This window comes from Pseudomonas sp. B611, from assembly GCF_055407965.1.
In genome coordinates, this window is the sequence record NZ_JBUZST010000005.1 from 384,539 (window position 1) to 401,025 (window position 16,487).

Sequence of the window (16,487 nt, forward strand, 5' to 3'; positions counted from 1 at the left end):
CGATGTGGGAGCTGGCTTGCCTGCTCCCACATAAGCCGTGTTCCCACATTCAGATTGGTTTGAAGCTCAAGGACTGCGGCACGTCCACATCCCACAGCACGCCAGGATCATCCACCACAACCTCATGCACCGACGCCTGCGCAAACAATGACCTGGCCCCACGATCACCCCTCAGCGCCATCAACCCCGGCCCAAACGCCCGGCCAAACGCCACGGGATGCCCATACTGCCCCGCCTGCACCGGCACGCTGATGCCATCGACCTTCACGCCATCACTCACCCGCTCAATACTCGACGACCGAATGAACGGCATATCCCCAAGCACCACCAGCCAACCATCAGCCGAGCCACTGGCCGCAACCGCCGCCGCCAGGCTGTCACCCATGCCTGCCGATTCCAGCAGTAGCACCTCGCAACCATAGGCCCTGGCCAGCCGAATGACTTCATGCCGCTCCGGCAAGGTCACCACCCAGCGCCGCTCAATGCGCGTCGGAAGGCTCAGCAACACCTGCTCGATCACCGGCCGCGTCACACCGTCCAGGCCCACGCAATCCGCGAGCAACTTATCCTGACCTGCCTCGGCCCGGAACCGGCTGCCCTGCCCCGCCGCCAGCACAATCGCCGTGACTGTCACGCCACCACACCATTCTTGATCGCCACAATTTGCGCCAGCAACGACAGGGCAATCTCCGCCGGCGTATGGCTGCCGATATACACGCCAATCGGCCCGTGCAAGCGCGCAATCGCCTGTGCCGACAAACCCAGCGCCGCCAGGTCTTCCCGGCGTTTCTGGCTGTTGACCCGCGACCCGAGGGCGCCGATATAGAACGCATCGGAGTTGAGCGCCGTGAGCAACGCCATATCATCCAGGCGCGGATCATGGGTCAGGCAGACAATGGCCGTGCGTTCATCGGTCTGGATAGTCAGCACCGCTTCGTCAGGCATGCCCGGCACAAAGCGGCCGTGCTGTTCCTCCCAGCCGTGGACGAACTCGCTACGCGGGTCGCAGATCAATACCTCGAAATCCAGCAGCCGTGCCATCTGCGCCACGTAGCGCGACAGTTGGCCGGCGCCGATCAGCAGCAGGCGCCAGCGCGGGCCGTAGATGGCGCGCAGGCGTTCGCCGTCGAATGTCAGCGCATCGGCCTTGCTCGCGGCGCTCAGCGTGACCTCGCCGGTGGCAAGGTTCAGCTCACGGGCGACCATCTGATGATCCTCACAGCGCGCCAGCAGCTCTGCCACCCACGCCCACTCCTCCACCCGCTCCTCGGTCAGGCGCAGGGTGCCGCCGCACGGCAGGCCAAAGCGCGCCGCCTCATCGCGGGTGACACCGTAGGTCACCAGTTGCACGGGCGGCCCATCGTCAGCCAGCCGGCCGTCGTACAAGCGGGCGATCAAGTCATCCTCGATGCAACCACCCGACACCGAGCCGATCACCACCCCGTCGCCGCGCAAGGCCAGCATCGCCCCCGGTGGGCGCGGTGCGCTGCCCCAGGTCTGCACCACGCTGTACAACACCACGCGCTGCCCGGCACGGCGCCATTCGAGCACGCTGCGCAGGACATTCAGATCCACGCTGTCCATCAAACCTCCAGCAAGCGTTACCACGCAAAACAGATGCCCCACTGTAAAACAAAAAAACCGCCAGAAACGCAAACGCCCCGAACAGGTCGGGGCGTTTGCGCGTAGCGGTGGGCGTCAGTTCACGCCATCAGCGCCTTACTTGACGGCTGGTGCAGGGCCTTCGGCCACGCCCAGGTCGTCCAGTTCGCGGGTTTCCGAGATACCGGTACCGCCAGACGCCAGCTCGCTTTGCAGCTTGTCGGTGTCCAGTTCCTTGACCCACTTGGCCACAACGATGGTGGCAACGGCGTTACCCACCAGGTTGGTCAGTGCGCGGGCTTCGGACATGAAGCGGTCGATACCCAGGATCAGCGCCAGGCCGGCAACCGGCAGGTGGCCTACGGCCGACAGGGTGGCAGCCAGGACGATGAAGCCCGAACCAGTCACGCCAGCAGCGCCTTTGGAGGACAGCAGCAGCACCAGCAGCAAGGTGATCTGGTGGGTGATGTCCATGTGGGTGTCAGTCGCCTGAGCGATGAACACGGCAGCCATGGTCAGGTAGATCGAGGTACCGTCGAGGTTGAAGGAGTAGCCCGTTGGAATCACCAGGCCTACTACGGATTTCTTCGCGCCCAGACGCTCCATCTTGATCAGCATGCGTGGCAGTGCGGATTCGGAGGAGGAAGTACCCAGTACGATCAACAGCTCTTCACGGATGTAGCGGATCAGTTTGATCACGCTGAAACCGTGAGCGCGGCAGATACCGCCCAGCACCACCAGCACGAACAGGATGCAGGTGATGTAGAAGCAGATCATCAGCTGGCCCAACTGCACCAGCGAACCAACGCCATAGGCACCGATGGTGAACGCCATGGCGCCCAGGGCACCGATTGGCGCGAGCTTCATGATCATGTTGATGATGTTGAACATCACGTGGGCGAAGCGATCGATGAAGTCCAGTACCGGCTTGCCGTAGGCACCCAGGCGGTGCAGGGCGAAACCGAAGATCACCGAGAACATCAGCACTTGCAGGATGTCGCCGTTGGCGAAGGCGCCGACGATGGTGTTCGGGATAACGTTGAGGATAAAGCCGACGATGCTCTGGTCTTTACCGGCGGTCACGTAGGCCGCGACTTTGGAAGCATCCAGGGTCGCTACGTCGATGTGCATGCCGGCGCCCGGTTGCACGACGTTTACCACGATCAGGCCGATCAGCAGCGCGATGGTGGAAACGATTTCGAAGTACAGCAGCGCATAGCCGCCGGTCTTGCCCACCGATTTCATGCTTTGCATGCCAGCGATACCGCTGACAACGGTGCAGAAGATGATCGGGGCGATGACCATTTTGATCAGTTTGATAAACCCGTCACCCAGTGGCTTGAGGGCCACACCGGTCTGCGGGTAGAAGTGACCCAGCAGGATACCGATAACGATTGCGACGATTACCTGGAAATACAGGGTTTTGTAGAATGGCTGACGAGTCGTCATTGCAAAGTTCCTCAATCGTCCCGTGTGGCAAAGATCCGCCATTGCCCACGACACTTCAATTGCGAACCCTCCTGCACTGGAGGGATTTGTTGTTTGCGTGGCCTGTAGGTCAAGGCCTGCGCTGTAATCCTTATCGCAAACGCCGTGCCACTTTCCTGAAAACGCCTGAAGGCCTTTAGACATCAGGGCTGCGGGTTTTCAGGCGCCTTCCAGAGCGCCGAATCAGGTGGCGGATTTCCGCCCACTCATCCAATCCCGTCCTACAATTTGGCGGATATCCGCCTTGTCGCCTTATCCACCGATGGCTAAGATCCGCCACTCCATGGACGAGGCCTTCGCATGCGTGAACGTACCATCGCCAGTCACTACGCCCGGGCCGCGCTCGGCGGTGCGCGCCGGGCGGGTTACGACTATTCGGGGCTGTTGCAGCAGGTGGGGATCACCCCGGAACTGCTCAGCGAACCCCGCGCGCGCATTGCCCCGGAGCAATTCACCCAACTGCTGCAAATGCTCTGGCTGGGGCTGGATGACGAATACCTGGGCTTCGCCGAGGGCCCGAGCAAACGCGGCACCTTCGCCATGATGTGCCACGCGCTGATCCACTGCCGCACCCTGGAGAAGGCGCTGGAACGCGGCTTATTGTTTTATAGCCTATTCCCACAGGGCCCGCGCTGGCAGCTGACGCGCGAAGGCGACATGGCCCGCTTGAGCCTGGACGACTCACAACTATGGGACCCGGATCACTTCCTCAGTGAATGCCTGCTGGTGATCTGGCATCGCCTCGGCAGTTGGCTGATCGGCCAGCGCATCCGCCTGCACCAGGCCACGTTTAGCTACCCGATGCCGGCCCATGCCAGCGAATACGACCTGCTGTTTCCCTGCAACCAGGAATTCGGTGCACCGAACAGCAGCCTGGTGTTTCCCGCGCGCTACCTGAGCCTGCCGCTGTTGCAGGACGAACGCACGCTCAAGCACTTCCTGGAGCGCTCACCGGCCGACCTGCTGTCGCGGCCGGACGAAGGCGACAGCTTGAGCAGCCAGTTACGCCGCCTGCTGAGCCGCGACCGCACGCCCTGGCCGGATCTGGAAGCGGTCGCCCAACACCTGCATATCAGCCCGCAGACGCTGCGCCGGCATTTGCGCGAAGAAGGCACCAGCTTTCAGGCGCTCAAGGATGAGCTGCGGCGGGACATCGCCATCTATCATTTGGGACGGGCGAATTTGTCGTTGCAGGAGATTGCCGAGCAGTTGGGGTTTTCTGAGCCGTCGGCGTTTCATCGGGCGTTCAAGAAGTGGACGGGGGTGACGCCGGGGGCGTATCGGGCGCAGGAGAGTTAGAGGTGTGTTGGTTGGGCTGGCCCCATCGCAGGCAAGCCAGCTCCCACATTCGACCGAGTTCCAAATTTGAAATGCAGTCAACTGTGGGAGCTGGCTTGCCTGCGATGAGGCCAGTACAGCCAATAGAGATCACAACGCCGGAAAATGAATCTTGAACGCCGCCCCACCCAACGGCGAATCCCCCAAGGTCAACCGCGCGCCGTAACTCTCTATGATGTCCTTGACCACCGCCAACCCGATCCCCTGCCCCGGGTGCTGGCGGTCCAGCCGCTCGCCCCGTTGCAGAATCCGTGCACGCTGATCCGGCGGCACGCCCGGCCCATCATCTTCGATGCATAACTCGCTGCCTTCGAGGCTTTCCACCAGGCGGATGCGCACTTCGCTCAAACACAGGCGATAGGCGTTTTCCAGCAGGTTGCCGAGCATTTCCAGCAAGGCACCCTTCTCGATGGGCACGTAGCACTCATCCGGCAAGTCGAAGGCTACGGTGACACGCTTGTCGCGGTAGACCTTATCCAAGGTGTCGCACAGGCTTTGCAGCACTGGCTCCAGACGCACCTGATGGCGCACCAGGCCGCTTTTGCGCAGGCTGGCGCGCTGCAACTGATAGCTGATCTGTTGGCTCATGCGCTCGATCTGCGATTGCAGTACCCAGGCTTGATCGCGGTCTTCGGGGCGCTGGGCCATGTCTTCGCTGACGCCCTGCAACACGGCGAGCGGGGTTTTCAGGCTGTGGGCCAGGTCATCCAGGGAATCGCGATAGCGTGCCCGCTGCTCGCGTTCGCTGGCGAGCAAGCGGTTAAGGGAACCGGTGAGTCGCAGCAATTCACGCGGGTGTTCTTCGGAAAGACTCTCGCGGGTGCCACCTTCGATCTGGTCCAGCTCCTGGCTCAAGCGCCGCAAGGCTTGCAGGCCCCAGGTCAGGCCCAGCCACAGCAACGTCAACAGCACCAGCAGGGCCGCGCCGAAACCCAGGTAGAGGTTTTCCCGCAGGCCTTCGAGGGTCAGCTGGTACTCACGCACCGGTTGCAGGGCGACGATACTGAACGCCGCGCTCTTGCCGCCGAGCAGCTTGACCTCGACGTCATAGACGAAGAATTCCTGGCCATTGGCCTCGCGAATCCGCGCAAACTCATTACCACGCCCGTCGTAGCGCGGCTTGTAGTTGATGTTTTCTTCCTTGGTCGCCCGCGAGCGCCACACTAGATGGCCTTCGCGGTCGTAGATATAGCCGAGCAGGCGGCTGTCAGTCAGGTTGAAGCGTTCGTCGGGCAACTGCGCCGGCATCAGCAGGCGGTTGTTTTCCACGCGTGCGGCGGAGATCAGCGTGGTGACGTCCGACGCCAGGCGTTGCTCGATGGAATCCTGCAACGCCAGGCTGAACGCGCCCTGCATCGCCGGCAGCAAGCCGAGCATAAACAGCACGGCCAGGGTGGCGGCCGCCAGCATCAGGCGCACGCGTAGCGAGCGAATCAAACGCAGCGCTCATTGAACAGGTAGCCCAGGCCACGCACGGTGTCGATCGGCTTGAACCCCGCCGGGCCTTCCAATTTGCGGCGCAGGCGGCCAACCAACACTTCGATGACGTTTGGATCGCGCTCGTCGTCATCCGGGTAGAGCTGTTCCATCAGGCGGTCCTTGGCGACCACCTGCTGGTGATGGCGCATGAGGTATTCGAGGATGCGGTATTCGTAGGCCGTCAGCGCCAAGGGTTGCTCGTCAAGGGACGCCTGCTTGCGATTGAGGTCGAGCATCAACGGCCCGGCCACAATGGTGGACTGGGTGAACCCGCTGGAGCGGCGCAGCAAGGCGTTCATGCGTGCCTCCAGCTCTTCGAACTGGAACGGCTTGACCACATAGTCGTCGGCGCCGGCGGCGAGGCCTTCGACCTTGTCTTGCCAGTTGCCGCGCGCGGTGAGGATCAGGATCGGAAAGGTCTTGGCCTGGGTGCGCAACTGGCGGATCAGGTCCAGGCCGCCCATGCCGGGCAGGCCCAGGTCGATGATCGCCAGGTCATGGTTGAATTGGCCGGTCTGGTACAGCGCCTCTTCGGCATTGGCCACGGCTTCAACCACGTGGCCGCTGTCGGTCAGGCGGGTCAACAGGTGATGACGCAGCAGCGCCTCATCTTCCACCACCAGCAATTTCATAAGGCTCTCCAAAGCAAGTCAACTGTCCGACAGAGGGATATCATAGCGGCCCTGCAGGTCTTGCGGGCGCAGTTTAGTGCCATTGTAGTGGCCCACCAGGTGTTCGTAGCCGGTGCGATACGCCGGCTGCGGCGCAGTAAAGCCCAGGGCTTGGCCCCACGGCGTGGGCTGGCCGCCCGCGTCTTCGACGCTGACCCGCTGGATCAGCGTGCTGGATTTCCTGGTCTTCTCGCTGCCAAATGCCGGAAAGAAGCCATCGACGGCCTGGGCCCCAGAGGTGGCACTGAGCATGGTTAACGCCAACATCAGCTTTTTCATCGCAGTCATGGTGCTTACCTCTACGCGTTTGGCTGTTGAAGCCAGACTACGCAGGCGCCCCTGAACTCCCCCTGAACAGCGGGCTATCCTCTGGCCTATCAACTCGGCAGAATACCGCCCATGACTCGCCTACCCGCTTGCTGTACCCCACTCGACGCCCATTGGCCGCTGCCCGACCCCTTGCCCGGCACGGTGCTGCTCAGCACCCGGTTCGACCCGGCTTTATTGGCCGAAGGCGACTTCCAGCGCAGCGCCGTGCCGCCACCGCCGAGCATCCAGCGCTCAGTAGCCAAGCGCCAGGCCGAATTCCTTGCCGGTCGCCTGTGCGCTCGCGCGGCGTTGCAACAACTGGATCAGCTCGATTGCATCCCCGCCATCGGGGATGACCGGGCACCGGTGTGGCCTGGGCATATCAGCGGCTCCATTACCCACAGCACCGGGCATGCGGCGGCGATTGTCGGGCACAAGGCGCAGTGGCGCGGGCTGGGCATGGACCTGGAAAATGTGCTGCCGCTGGACCGGGCGGAGCGCCTGGCAGGGGAAATACTCACCGCTGACGAACTCAAGCGTATGGCCGACCTGCCACGTGAACAGCACGCGTTGCTGGTAACGCTGACGTTTTCGGTCAAGGAGAGTTTGTTCAAGGCGCTTTATCCGATTGTGCAGAAGCGCTTTTATTTTGAGCATGCCGAGGTGCTGGAGTGGAATGAGTCGGGGGCTGTGCGGTTGCGGTTGCTGACGGATCTGTCCAGCGAGTGGTGTTATGGCAAGGAGTTGGTGGGGCAGTTTGTGGTGGCGGATGGGCAGTTGTTGAGCCTGGTGGCTGTCAGCGCCTGCGATTGATCATTCCCACGCTCTGCGTGGGAATGCATCCCTGGACGCTCTGCGTCCGCTCTTGAAGGCGTGACGCGGAGCGTCACCAGCGGCATTCCCACGCAGAGCGTGGGAACGATCATGGGGGAGCTGGCTTGCCTGCGATGACGGCCTCAGGGTTTCTCCTGATCCCTGGGCCAACTCAAGCTGAAACAGGCGCCACCCAAATTGTTGCTCTTGCCGATCAACGCCCGCCCGCCATGCCAATAGATGATCCGCCGCACAATCGACAACCCCAGCCCATGTCCACCGGAAGCACGGGTGCGGCTGTCATCCAACCTCAAGAACGGCGTAAAGATCCGCTCCCACGCGCTTTCCGGCACGCCCGGGCCGTCGTCCTCCACATCGATGCGGCAACGCACCTGCCCCACCTGGTAACTGATCATGACCCGACCCTGGGCATGCCGCATGGCGTTGCTCACCAGGTTTTGCAGGGCACGGTGCAGGTAGCGCGGTTCGGCGTCGACCCAGGCGTCATCCCAATGCGCCGAAGACAGGCAAATACCACGGCTGACCGAGACCTGCGGGCGCAGTGGCGATAATTCGCCGATCACCTGGTCGAGCAACGCACTGAGGTCTACACGCTGGAAATTCAGCTCCGGCGCGCCCTGCTCCAGGCGGGCATAGGTGAGCATTTCGTCCACCAGGCCATCGAGGTCCTGGATGTCGCTGTCCATGCCCTCCAGGTATTTGTGTCGCGCTTCTGGCGTAGTGGCATCGCCGACCATCTCCAGGCCGAAACGCAGGCGCGCTACCGGCGTGCGCAATTCGTGGGACACGGCGCGCACCAACTCGCGCTGGATCGCCAGCAATTGCTGCAAGTGCTCGGCCATGCCATTAAAGGCCGCAGCCAAGCGCCCCACCGAGTCGGCACCACGGGCGGGCACGCGCACTTCCAGGTTGCCTTTGGCGATGCGTGTGGCGGCGGCTTCCAGGCCTTTGAGGCGCCGCTCCAACTGGCGCACCAATAGATAGACGATCAAGCCAATCAGGGTCAGGCCGATCAACGCGATCAGGATCAGCCATTGCGGCGGGTAAGGGTTCATTTGATACAACGGGCCGATTTCCAACACCCACGGCGTGCCGACCATGCCGGCAAACACGCGGATAGAATCGCCACCTTTGCCCAAGGCCATCACCGTGTCGCCTTCCGCGACGCGACGACGCTGGTCGTCGTCCATATCGGCTTGGTCGAGGGCCAACAAGTGCATCTCGAAGCCAAAGCCCTTGGCTTCCTTGATGTCGGCCAGGCGCTGCGGCTGTTCGGCGACGGGGTAGCGCACCAGTTCATCGGCCAGCAGGTAAATGGTCGCGCGGGCCAATTGCTCGCTGATTTGCTGCACCTCGCCGGTCAACACCAGCGACTCCTGCTCGCTGACCAGGCGCAGCACCCGCGCCGCGTGGGGGCCGGTCTGCTGCACCAACACCTGGCCGCGTTGCAGGCGATTGCGCTGGCTCAGGTCCAACTGCGCGTCGCTGAGGCTGCGCAGCTCCAGGGGAATGCCGAGCAAGCGCTCCCACACCGCCAGGGCGCGCTGGCGCTCGATGGGGCTCATCGGCTTGAGGTTGTCGCCCATCAGCGCAAAGGTGCCGTGGGCCAGGCGCTCGCGGTACTGGCCGCTGCGTACTTCGTTGAGCAGGTGCAGGGCCAGCACGCCCAGCAGCGCCACGAGGATCAGGGCCGCGCACATGCCGCCATAGATGCGCAGGAAGATCGAGTTCACAGCGGCATGTCGGCGGCGGCTTCGGGGACAAACAGATAGCCTTTGCTGCGGATGGTCTTGATCAGGCGCGGGTGGATCGGGTCGTCGCCTATTTTTGGGCGGATACGTGAAATACGCACGTCAATGGAGCGGTCCTGGCCGTCGTAGCCGATGCCGCGCAGGGCGATGAAGATTTCTTCGCGGGACAGGATGCGCCCGGCATTCGCCACCAGCAGCCATAGAAGGTCGAACTCGGCGCTGGTCAGCTCGATGCCGCCGTCATGCAACCAGGCTTCGCGCAGGGCGTTGTCCACCACCAGCGGGCCGAATTGCAGGCGGCGCTGGTTTTCGACGATGGCCGGTTCGGCCGGCTCGCTGCGCCGCAGCAGGGCCTGGATGCGCGCCAATAAGAGGCGCGGGCGCACGGGTTTGCACACGTAGTCGTCGGCACCCATGTCGAGGCCGAGCACTTGGTCCATGTCGTCGGTGCGCGCGGTGAGCATCAAGATCACGCCGTCGTAGCGCTCGCGCACCTTGCGGCAGATGCTCAGGCCGTCTTCGCCGGGCAGCATGAGGTCGAGGATCACCAGGTCCGGTTGTTCGGCGATGATCCGCGCTGCGGCCAGGGCGCCGTTGCCTTCTACCGAGACGCGCAGGCCGTTGCTTTCCAGGTAGTCACGGGTCAACTCGGCCAATCGTTCGTCGTCCTCGACGATCAGTATTTGCCAGGCTTCTTGCTCCACGGGTGGTCCTCGTTGTTATTAGACGTTCTTCTGACCGGTGGAGATCTGAGTGTGGGAGCTCTATCGGCCATACCCTGTTTGTCATGTTTTAGAGGCATAACAGAGGCCGATTGTAGCCATGCTCACGGCCTATAGCACAAGGCGGGAAATCCATTCGGTGATCGCGATAATCTGTGATAGGGTTCGCGCCCTTCGAAAATGGCCAAGCTGTTTTGGGCCGGAAATATTTCATGACAAACGGCGTAACGCAGCAGTAATGCGGCCTACACGCAGGCTGGACCTTTCATACACATTTTACCCACAGCGTTATCCACAGGTTACTGCGTTGCCAACCCTTCCGAAACGCATTATCTTGTACCTCGGCGACACGACAGACCCTATATGTGGGGTTTTCGAACAAACCGCCCAACCACACAAGTGGTTCGATATTCAAGGGTTTTATTGCTAACGCAGTAGGGAACCAACCGATTTTTCAGTAGACCAAACCGCTCACGCGGATGGCAGCTGTTTCCCATTCCCCGATATGGAAAACGGTACGGGTGTTGCAGGAAGAGCCTGGCACTCGCAATCAAATATAGAACGTGGAGACAACCCCCCATGCAAACCGACACAACTCGCGAGAACCCGCAAGGCTCCGTGACGCAGGCTGCTGATTCGAACCTGGATCTGTCCGCCACCGCACCCGGCCAACTGCGCGTGATCAAGCGTAACGGCACTGTCGTTCCTTACACCGATGACAAAATCACCGTCGCCATCACCAAAGCGTTTCTTGCAGTTGAAGGCGGCACCGCTGCCGCCTCGTCGCGCATCCACGACACCGTTGCCCGCCTGACCGAACAAGTCACCGCGACCTTCAAGCGTCGCATGCCATCGGGCGGCACCATCCATATCGAAGAAATCCAGGACCAGGTCGAACTGGCCCTGATGCGTGCCGGCGAGCAGAAAGTGGCCCGCGACTACGTGATCTACCGCGACGCCCGCTCCAAAGAGCGCGCCGTGCGCACCCCGGCTGAAGAAGCGGCCGTGCAAGCCCACCCGTCGATCCGCATCACCCTGGCCGACGGTACGTTTGCACCGCTGGACCTGGGCCGCCTGAACACCATCATCACCGAGGCCTGCGAAGGCCTGGAAGAAGTCGATGGTGACCTGATCCAGCGCGAAACCCTGAAGAACCTGTACGACGGCGTGGCCCTGACCGACGTCAACACCGCCCTGGTGATGACCGCCCGTACCCTGGTTGAACGTGAGCCGAACTACTCGTTCGTGACCGCGCGCCTGCTGATGGACACCCTGCGTGCCGAAGGCCTGGGCTTCCTCGGTGTTGCCGACAGCGCCACCCACCACGAGATGGCCGACCTGTACGCCAAGGCCTTGCCTGCGTACATCGCCAAGGGTATCGAATTCGAATTGCTGAACCCGATCCTGGCCACCTTCGACCTGGAAAAACTCGGCAAGGCGATCAACCACGAGCGCGACCAGCAGTTCACGTACCTGGGCCTGCAAACCCTGTACGACCGTTACTTCATCCACAAGGACGGTATCCGCTTCGAACTGCCGCAAGTGTTCTTCATGCGCGTGGCCATGGGCCTGGCGATTGAAGAGAAGCACAAAGAAGACCGCGCCATCGAGTTCTACAACCTGTTGTCGTCCTTCGACTACATGTCGTCGACCCCGACGCTGTTCAACGCCGGTACCCTGCGTCCACAGCTGTCCAGCTGCTACCTGACCACCGTGCCGGATGACCTGTCGGGCATCTACCACGCGATCCACGACAACGCCATGTTGTCCAAATTCGCCGGCGGCCTGGGCAACGACTGGACTCCGGTGCGTGCACTGGGTTCGTACATCAAGGGCACCAACGGCAAGTCCCAGGGCGTCGTACCGTTCCTGAAAGTCGTGAACGACACCGCCGTAGCGGTCAACCAGGGCGGCAAGCGCAAAGGCGCAGTGTGTGCCTACCTGGAAACCTGGCACATGGACATTGAAGAGTTCATCGAGCTGCGCAAGAACACCGGTGATGATCGTCGTCGTACCCACGACATGAACACCGCCAACTGGATCCCTGACCTGTTCATGAAGCGCGTCTTCGATGATGGCCAGTGGACCCTGTTCTCGCCTTCCGAAGTGCCGGACCTGCACGACCTGACCGGCAAGGCCTTCGAAGAGCGCTACGAGTACTACGAAGCCCTGTCCCAGTACCCGGGCAAGATCAAGCTGTTCAAGACCATCCAGGCCAAAGACCTGTGGCGCAAAATGCTGTCCATGCTGTTTGAAACCGGCCACCCATGGCTGACCTTCAAAGACCCGTGCAACCTGCGCAGCCCGCAGCAGCACGTGGGCGTGGTCCACAGCTCGAACCTGTGCACCGAGATCACCTTGAACACCAACAAGGACGAGATCGCCGTTTGCAACCTGGGCTCGATCAACCTGCCGAACCACATCGTCAACGGCAAGCTGGACACCGCCAAGCTGGAGCGCACCGTCAACACCGCAGTACGCATGCTCGATAACGTGATCGACATCAACTACTACTCGGTGCCACAGGCGCAGAACTCCAACTTCAAGCACCGTCCGGTCGGCCTGGGCATCATGGGCTTCCAGGACGCGCTGTACCTGCAGCACATTCCTTACGGTTCGGATGCTGCGGTCGAGTTCGCCGACAAGTCCATGGAAGCGGTCAGCTACTACGCGATCCAGGCTTCCTGCGACCTGGCCGACGAGCGCGGCGCCTACGAGACGTTCCAGGGTTCGCTGTGGTCCAAGGGCATCCTGCCGCTGGATTCGCAACAGATCCTGATCGAAGCCCGTGGCCAGAAGTACATCGACGTTGACCTGAACGAAACCCTGGACTGGGCGCCGGTACGTGCCCGTGTGCAAAAAGGTATTCGTAACTCCAACATCATGGCCATCGCACCGACCGCGACCATCGCCAACATCACCGGCGTATCGCAGTCGATCGAACCGACCTACCAGAACCTGTATGTGAAATCGAACCTGTCGGGCGAATTCACCGTGATCAACCCGTACCTGGTTCGCGACCTCAAGGCTCGCGGCCTGTGGGACTCGGTCATGATCAACGACCTCAAGTACTACGACGGTTCCGTGCAGCAGATCGAGCGCATCCCGCAAGAACTCAAAGAGCTCTACGCGACTGCCTTCGAAGTGGACACCAAGTGGATCGTTGACGCCGCCAGCCGTCGTCAGAAGTGGATCGACCAGGCCCAGTCCCTGAACCTGTACATTGCCGGTGCATCGGGCAAGAAGCTGGACGTGACCTATCGCATGGCTTGGTACCGTGGCCTGAAAACCACTTACTACCTCCGTGCCCTGGCTGCGACCAGCACCGAGAAATCGACCATCAACACCGGCAAGCTGAACGCTGTTTCCAGCGGCAACCACGGTGATGATTCGGTTCTCGCTGCCCCTGCCGGCCCGGCACCAGTGCCAAAAGCCTGCGCGATTGACGAGCCGGATTGCGAAGCTTGCCAATAAGCTGAGCCGGTGAGCGCTGAGAGGCGCTCACTCGAAACCCCCGACAAACCCCCTGGGTTTGCCGGGGGTTTTCTTTTATGGGCATGACACAGACCTCTTTGATCGTTCCCACGCTCTGCGTGGGAATGCTCCCTGTGACGCTCTGCGTCACCATTGCGCAAGGCTGAGTGTCGCGCTGCTTGGCGAGACGCGGAGCGTCCCAAGAGGCGTTCCCACGCAGAGCGTGGGAACGATCATACACCCACAAAAAAGCCCCTCATGTGAGGGGCTTTTTGTTGAGCGCTACCGCATCAGGTCATCTGGATGATGGTCTGCATGATGGTGCTCTGGGTGGAGATGGTCTTGGCGTTCGCCTGGTAGTTGCTCTGGGCCTTGATCAGGTCCACCAGCTCGTTGGTCAGGTTGACGTTGGAGTTCTCCAGGGAGCCGGCCACGATCGAACCCAGGGTGCCAGCTTGTGGGGAGTCGTAGCCCGGCTGACCCGACGCGAACGTCTCTCTCCAGGTGGTGCCGCCGGCAGGTTGCAGGCCCTGTTCGTTGTTGAAGCTGGCCAGGGAGATCTGGCCGATGGCCTTGCTCTGCTGGTTGCTGAAGGTGGCGAACAGCACGCCGTTACCGTCGATTTTCAGGCCGGTGATCTGGCCGGTGGCGTAGCCATCGGTGACCGGCGGGTTACGGTAGGTGGCCGAGTTGTATTGGGTGACATTGGACATGTTGATCGCAATGCCGTCTTTGTTCGCCGTCGCGTCATTGGCCTTCCATACGCCGTCGGTCACCGTACCTGGCACCCAATCCTTGATGGTCAAGGTCGTGCCAGCCACACCGCCGGTCACGATGCTCTTGAGGTTACCGGCACCGTCGAAGGTCAACGTCGAAGGCACAGGCGCTTTCATGTTCGGATCAGTGCCGGTCGGCGGCGAACCGTCAGGGTTGCGGCCATCGATCAAGGTGTACGACTGCCATTCGTTGGCGTCGGTTTTCACCACGTACTGCACCATCGGGTGGGCGTTGCCCTGGGAGTCGTACAGCGTGGTGCTGTAGGACGTGGTGAAGGTATCGGTCTTCAGTGGATCAAACGGCTTCTTGCTCTGATCGATGACCGGCTCCGAGGAGTTCAGGTTGCTGCTGGAATCCACTTTGGTGGACGCCTTCGGCGGCAGGTTTGCCAGGTTCAGCTGCAGATCGACCAGGCCACCCTTGGTGATCTTGCCATTTTCATCAGCCGCATAACCTTGCAGGCGCGAGGTGCCGGTGTTGTTGGTGATGTAGCCGTCTTTGTCGGCACGGAAGGCGCCGCTACGGGTGTATTCCAGCGAACCGTCACTGGCCTTCTGCACGAAGAAACCACCACCCTGGATGGCCATGTCCAGGATGCCACCGCTGGCGTTCACTTCACCCTGGGTGAACTGCTGGGACACTGCCGCCAGGTTCACACCGTTGCCGATGGTGTTCTGGCCGGTGCCGAGTTTGGACGCGGCGTAGATGTCCGCGAATTCCGCACGGGACGATTTGAAGCCGGTGGTCGCGACGTTGGCGATGTTGTTGCCGGTCACGTCCAGTTGTTTGTTGGCCGCATAGAGGCCGCTAAGGCCGATGTTAAAAGACATGTTTCTCTCCCTCTGCCGTATTTAGCCGGCTCTATGTACCGATAGTCTGAATTTGCGACAGCTTGACGCTGCCCATGCCGCCTGCAAGGTTGAGCAGCATTTCGCCGCCGGTCTTGCTCAAGGTCACGCTGGTAACCGTGGCCGGCAGCGAAGTTGCCAGGACGACCGCGTCGCCCTTGTCATTCTTGGTGGTGGCGGTAAAGGTGTAAGTGCCAGCTGCGGCGACCTCACCCTTGTCATTCTTGCCATCCCAGATAAAGTCGGCCGATCCGGCGCTCTGCGCGCCCATTTCGACGGTGCGCACCACATTGCCGTCTTTGTCGGTGATCTTCACCGAGACGTTGCCCACCGCCGACGTGACGGCGACCGAACCGGTCATGCTCTTGCTGGTATCCACCAGGGCCTTGTCGGTCTGGGTGATGATCGAACGCCCCACCAGCGACGACGCTTGCAACGCTTGCGACGAGCTGAAGTTGCTGGAGATCGCATTCACCGAGTCGTTCAGGGTGTTGATGCCTTCCAGGCTGCTGAATTGCGCCAGCTGGGCGACGAACGCGCCGTTGTCCTGGGGCGACAGCGGGTTCTGGTTCTTCAACTGGGTGACCAGCAGTTGCAGGAACGCATCCTTGCCCAGGGACTGGTTGCCCGTGGCAGCAGTGGCAGTGCTCGCAACGTTGTTCGTGGCGGTCTTGACCTTGGTGTTGAAAAGGTCCTGGACTGCCGTGTTGGTAGTGGTATCAACAATGGCCATTATTTGGCGCCCCTTATCACTGACCCAGGGTCAGGACCTTCTGCATCATGGCTTTGGCGGTGTTCATCATTTCCGCATTGGTCTGGAACGAGCGACTGGCAGAAATCATGTCAGCCATTTCCTCGACCACGTTGACGTTGGGGTAGTAGACGTAACCCTTTTCGTTCGCGGCGGGGTGGTTAGGCTCGTAGCGGGCTTCCAGGTTGCTCTGGTCTTCAACCACACCCAGCACCTGCACGCCGGAACCGGCATTGCCCTGGTCCTGGAACAGCGAATCGCTGCCACCGCTCTGGCCGCCCTGGAACATGGTGGCGAACACCGGGTGACGGGCGCGGTAGGTCTGGTCAATGCTCGACGACACGGTCTCGGCGTTGGCGATGTTACTGGCGACGGTGTTCAGACGCGTGGTCTGGGCGCTCATGCCACTACCGGCAATATTGAAAACACTGGACAGGGACATG

14 protein-coding genes are annotated in these 16,487 nt (G+C 61.5%); 3 read left to right on the plus strand and 11 right to left on the minus strand.

The features are described 5' to 3' along the window. Window positions 1-49: 49 nt before the first annotated feature. The 3 genes from ACZRMO_RS14495 to ACZRMO_RS14505 form a co-directional block, all read right to left on the minus strand. Window positions 50-634 carry a nucleotidyltransferase family protein gene (locus ACZRMO_RS14495; RefSeq protein ID WP_463973296.1) on the minus strand — a complete coding sequence of 195 codons (585 nt, stop codon included), beginning with the start codon at window positions 632-634 and terminating at the stop codon, window positions 50-52. Beyond that, the gene (locus ACZRMO_RS14500) at window positions 631-1,584 is read right to left on the minus strand and encodes an XdhC family protein (protein ID WP_463973297.1); all 954 of its coding nucleotides are present in this window, start codon (window positions 1,582-1,584) and stop codon (window positions 631-633) included. The genes ACZRMO_RS14495 and ACZRMO_RS14500 overlap by 4 nt, the downstream gene beginning before the upstream one ends. 135 nt (window positions 1,585-1,719) lie before the next feature. Then, window positions 1,720-3,051, minus strand: coding sequence for a dicarboxylate/amino acid:cation symporter (locus ACZRMO_RS14505; RefSeq protein ID WP_463973298.1), 1,332 nt, complete (start codon window positions 3,049-3,051; stop codon window positions 1,720-1,722). A gap of 339 nt (window positions 3,052-3,390) precedes the next feature. On the opposite strand from ACZRMO_RS14505, the gene ACZRMO_RS14510 reads away from it, so the two are divergent. Next, window positions 3,391-4,389, plus strand: a complete 999-nt coding sequence (locus tag ACZRMO_RS14510; protein ID WP_463973299.1) for an AraC family transcriptional regulator — start codon at window positions 3,391-3,393, stop codon at window positions 4,387-4,389. Between the two features lie 129 nt (window positions 4,390-4,518). On the opposite strand, the gene ACZRMO_RS14515 is transcribed toward ACZRMO_RS14510, so the two are convergent. The 3 genes from ACZRMO_RS14515 to ACZRMO_RS14525 are packed head-to-tail and all read right to left on the minus strand — an operon-like array spanning window position 4,519 to window position 6,866. Then, entirely contained in the window at window positions 4,519-5,865 is a 1,347-nt protein-coding gene (locus ACZRMO_RS14515) for an ATP-binding protein (protein WP_463973300.1), read from the minus strand. After that, on the minus strand, window positions 5,862-6,539 hold the full coding sequence (locus ACZRMO_RS14520) for a response regulator transcription factor (protein ID WP_017738184.1): 678 nt from the start codon (window positions 6,537-6,539) through the stop codon (window positions 5,862-5,864). The genes ACZRMO_RS14515 and ACZRMO_RS14520 overlap by 4 nt, the downstream gene beginning before the upstream one ends. Window positions 6,540-6,557: 18 nt before the next feature. Then, window positions 6,558-6,866, minus strand: coding sequence for a hypothetical protein (locus tag ACZRMO_RS14525; RefSeq protein WP_463973301.1), 309 nt, complete (start codon window positions 6,864-6,866; stop codon window positions 6,558-6,560). Window positions 6,867-6,977: 111 nt separating this feature from the next. On the opposite strand from ACZRMO_RS14525, the gene ACZRMO_RS14530 reads away from it, so the two are divergent. Beyond that, on the plus strand, window positions 6,978-7,700 hold the full coding sequence (locus tag ACZRMO_RS14530) for a 4'-phosphopantetheinyl transferase family protein (RefSeq protein ID WP_463973302.1): 723 nt from the start codon (window positions 6,978-6,980) through the stop codon (window positions 7,698-7,700). A 143-nt stretch (window positions 7,701-7,843) separates the two neighbouring features. Here the strand turns inward: ACZRMO_RS14530 and ACZRMO_RS14535 are convergent, their stop codons facing one another. Both ACZRMO_RS14535 and ACZRMO_RS14540 read right to left on the minus strand, forming a co-directional pair. Further along, window positions 7,844-9,454: an ATP-binding protein gene (locus tag ACZRMO_RS14535; protein WP_463973303.1), complete on the minus strand. Its 1,611-nt coding sequence runs from the start codon at window positions 9,452-9,454 to the stop codon at window positions 7,844-7,846. Next, entirely contained in the window at window positions 9,451-10,176 is a 726-nt protein-coding gene (locus ACZRMO_RS14540; protein ID WP_463973304.1) for a response regulator, read from the minus strand. Before ACZRMO_RS14540 ends, ACZRMO_RS14535 begins: the two co-directional genes overlap by 4 nt. Before the next feature lie 597 nt (window positions 10,177-10,773). On the opposite strand from ACZRMO_RS14540, the gene ACZRMO_RS14545 reads away from it, so the two are divergent. Continuing rightward, window positions 10,774-13,668 carry a ribonucleoside-diphosphate reductase subunit alpha gene (locus ACZRMO_RS14545; RefSeq protein WP_124528211.1) on the plus strand — a complete coding sequence of 965 codons (2,895 nt, stop codon included), beginning with the start codon at window positions 10,774-10,776 and terminating at the stop codon, window positions 13,666-13,668. 290 nt (window positions 13,669-13,958) lie between these two features. Here ACZRMO_RS14545 and flgE read toward each other — a convergent pair whose 3' ends face one another. Genes flgE through flgC form a run of 3 tightly spaced genes read right to left on the minus strand, consistent with a single transcriptional unit; the run spans window position 13,959 to window position 16,486 of the window. After that, window positions 13,959-15,275 (minus strand): flagellar hook protein FlgE, encoded by a 1,317-nt coding sequence (flgE, locus tag ACZRMO_RS14550; RefSeq protein ID WP_124528210.1) that lies wholly within the window; start codon window positions 15,273-15,275, stop codon window positions 13,959-13,961. A 31-nt stretch (window positions 15,276-15,306) separates the two neighbouring features. Further along, on the minus strand, window positions 15,307-16,026 hold the full coding sequence (flgD, locus tag ACZRMO_RS14555) for a flagellar hook assembly protein FlgD (protein WP_124528209.1): 720 nt from the start codon (window positions 16,024-16,026) through the stop codon (window positions 15,307-15,309). A 16-nt stretch (window positions 16,027-16,042) separates the two neighbouring features. Next, entirely contained in the window at window positions 16,043-16,486 is a 444-nt protein-coding gene (gene flgC / locus ACZRMO_RS14560; protein WP_124528208.1) for a flagellar basal body rod protein FlgC, read from the minus strand. Window position 16,487: the final 1 nt, after the last annotated feature.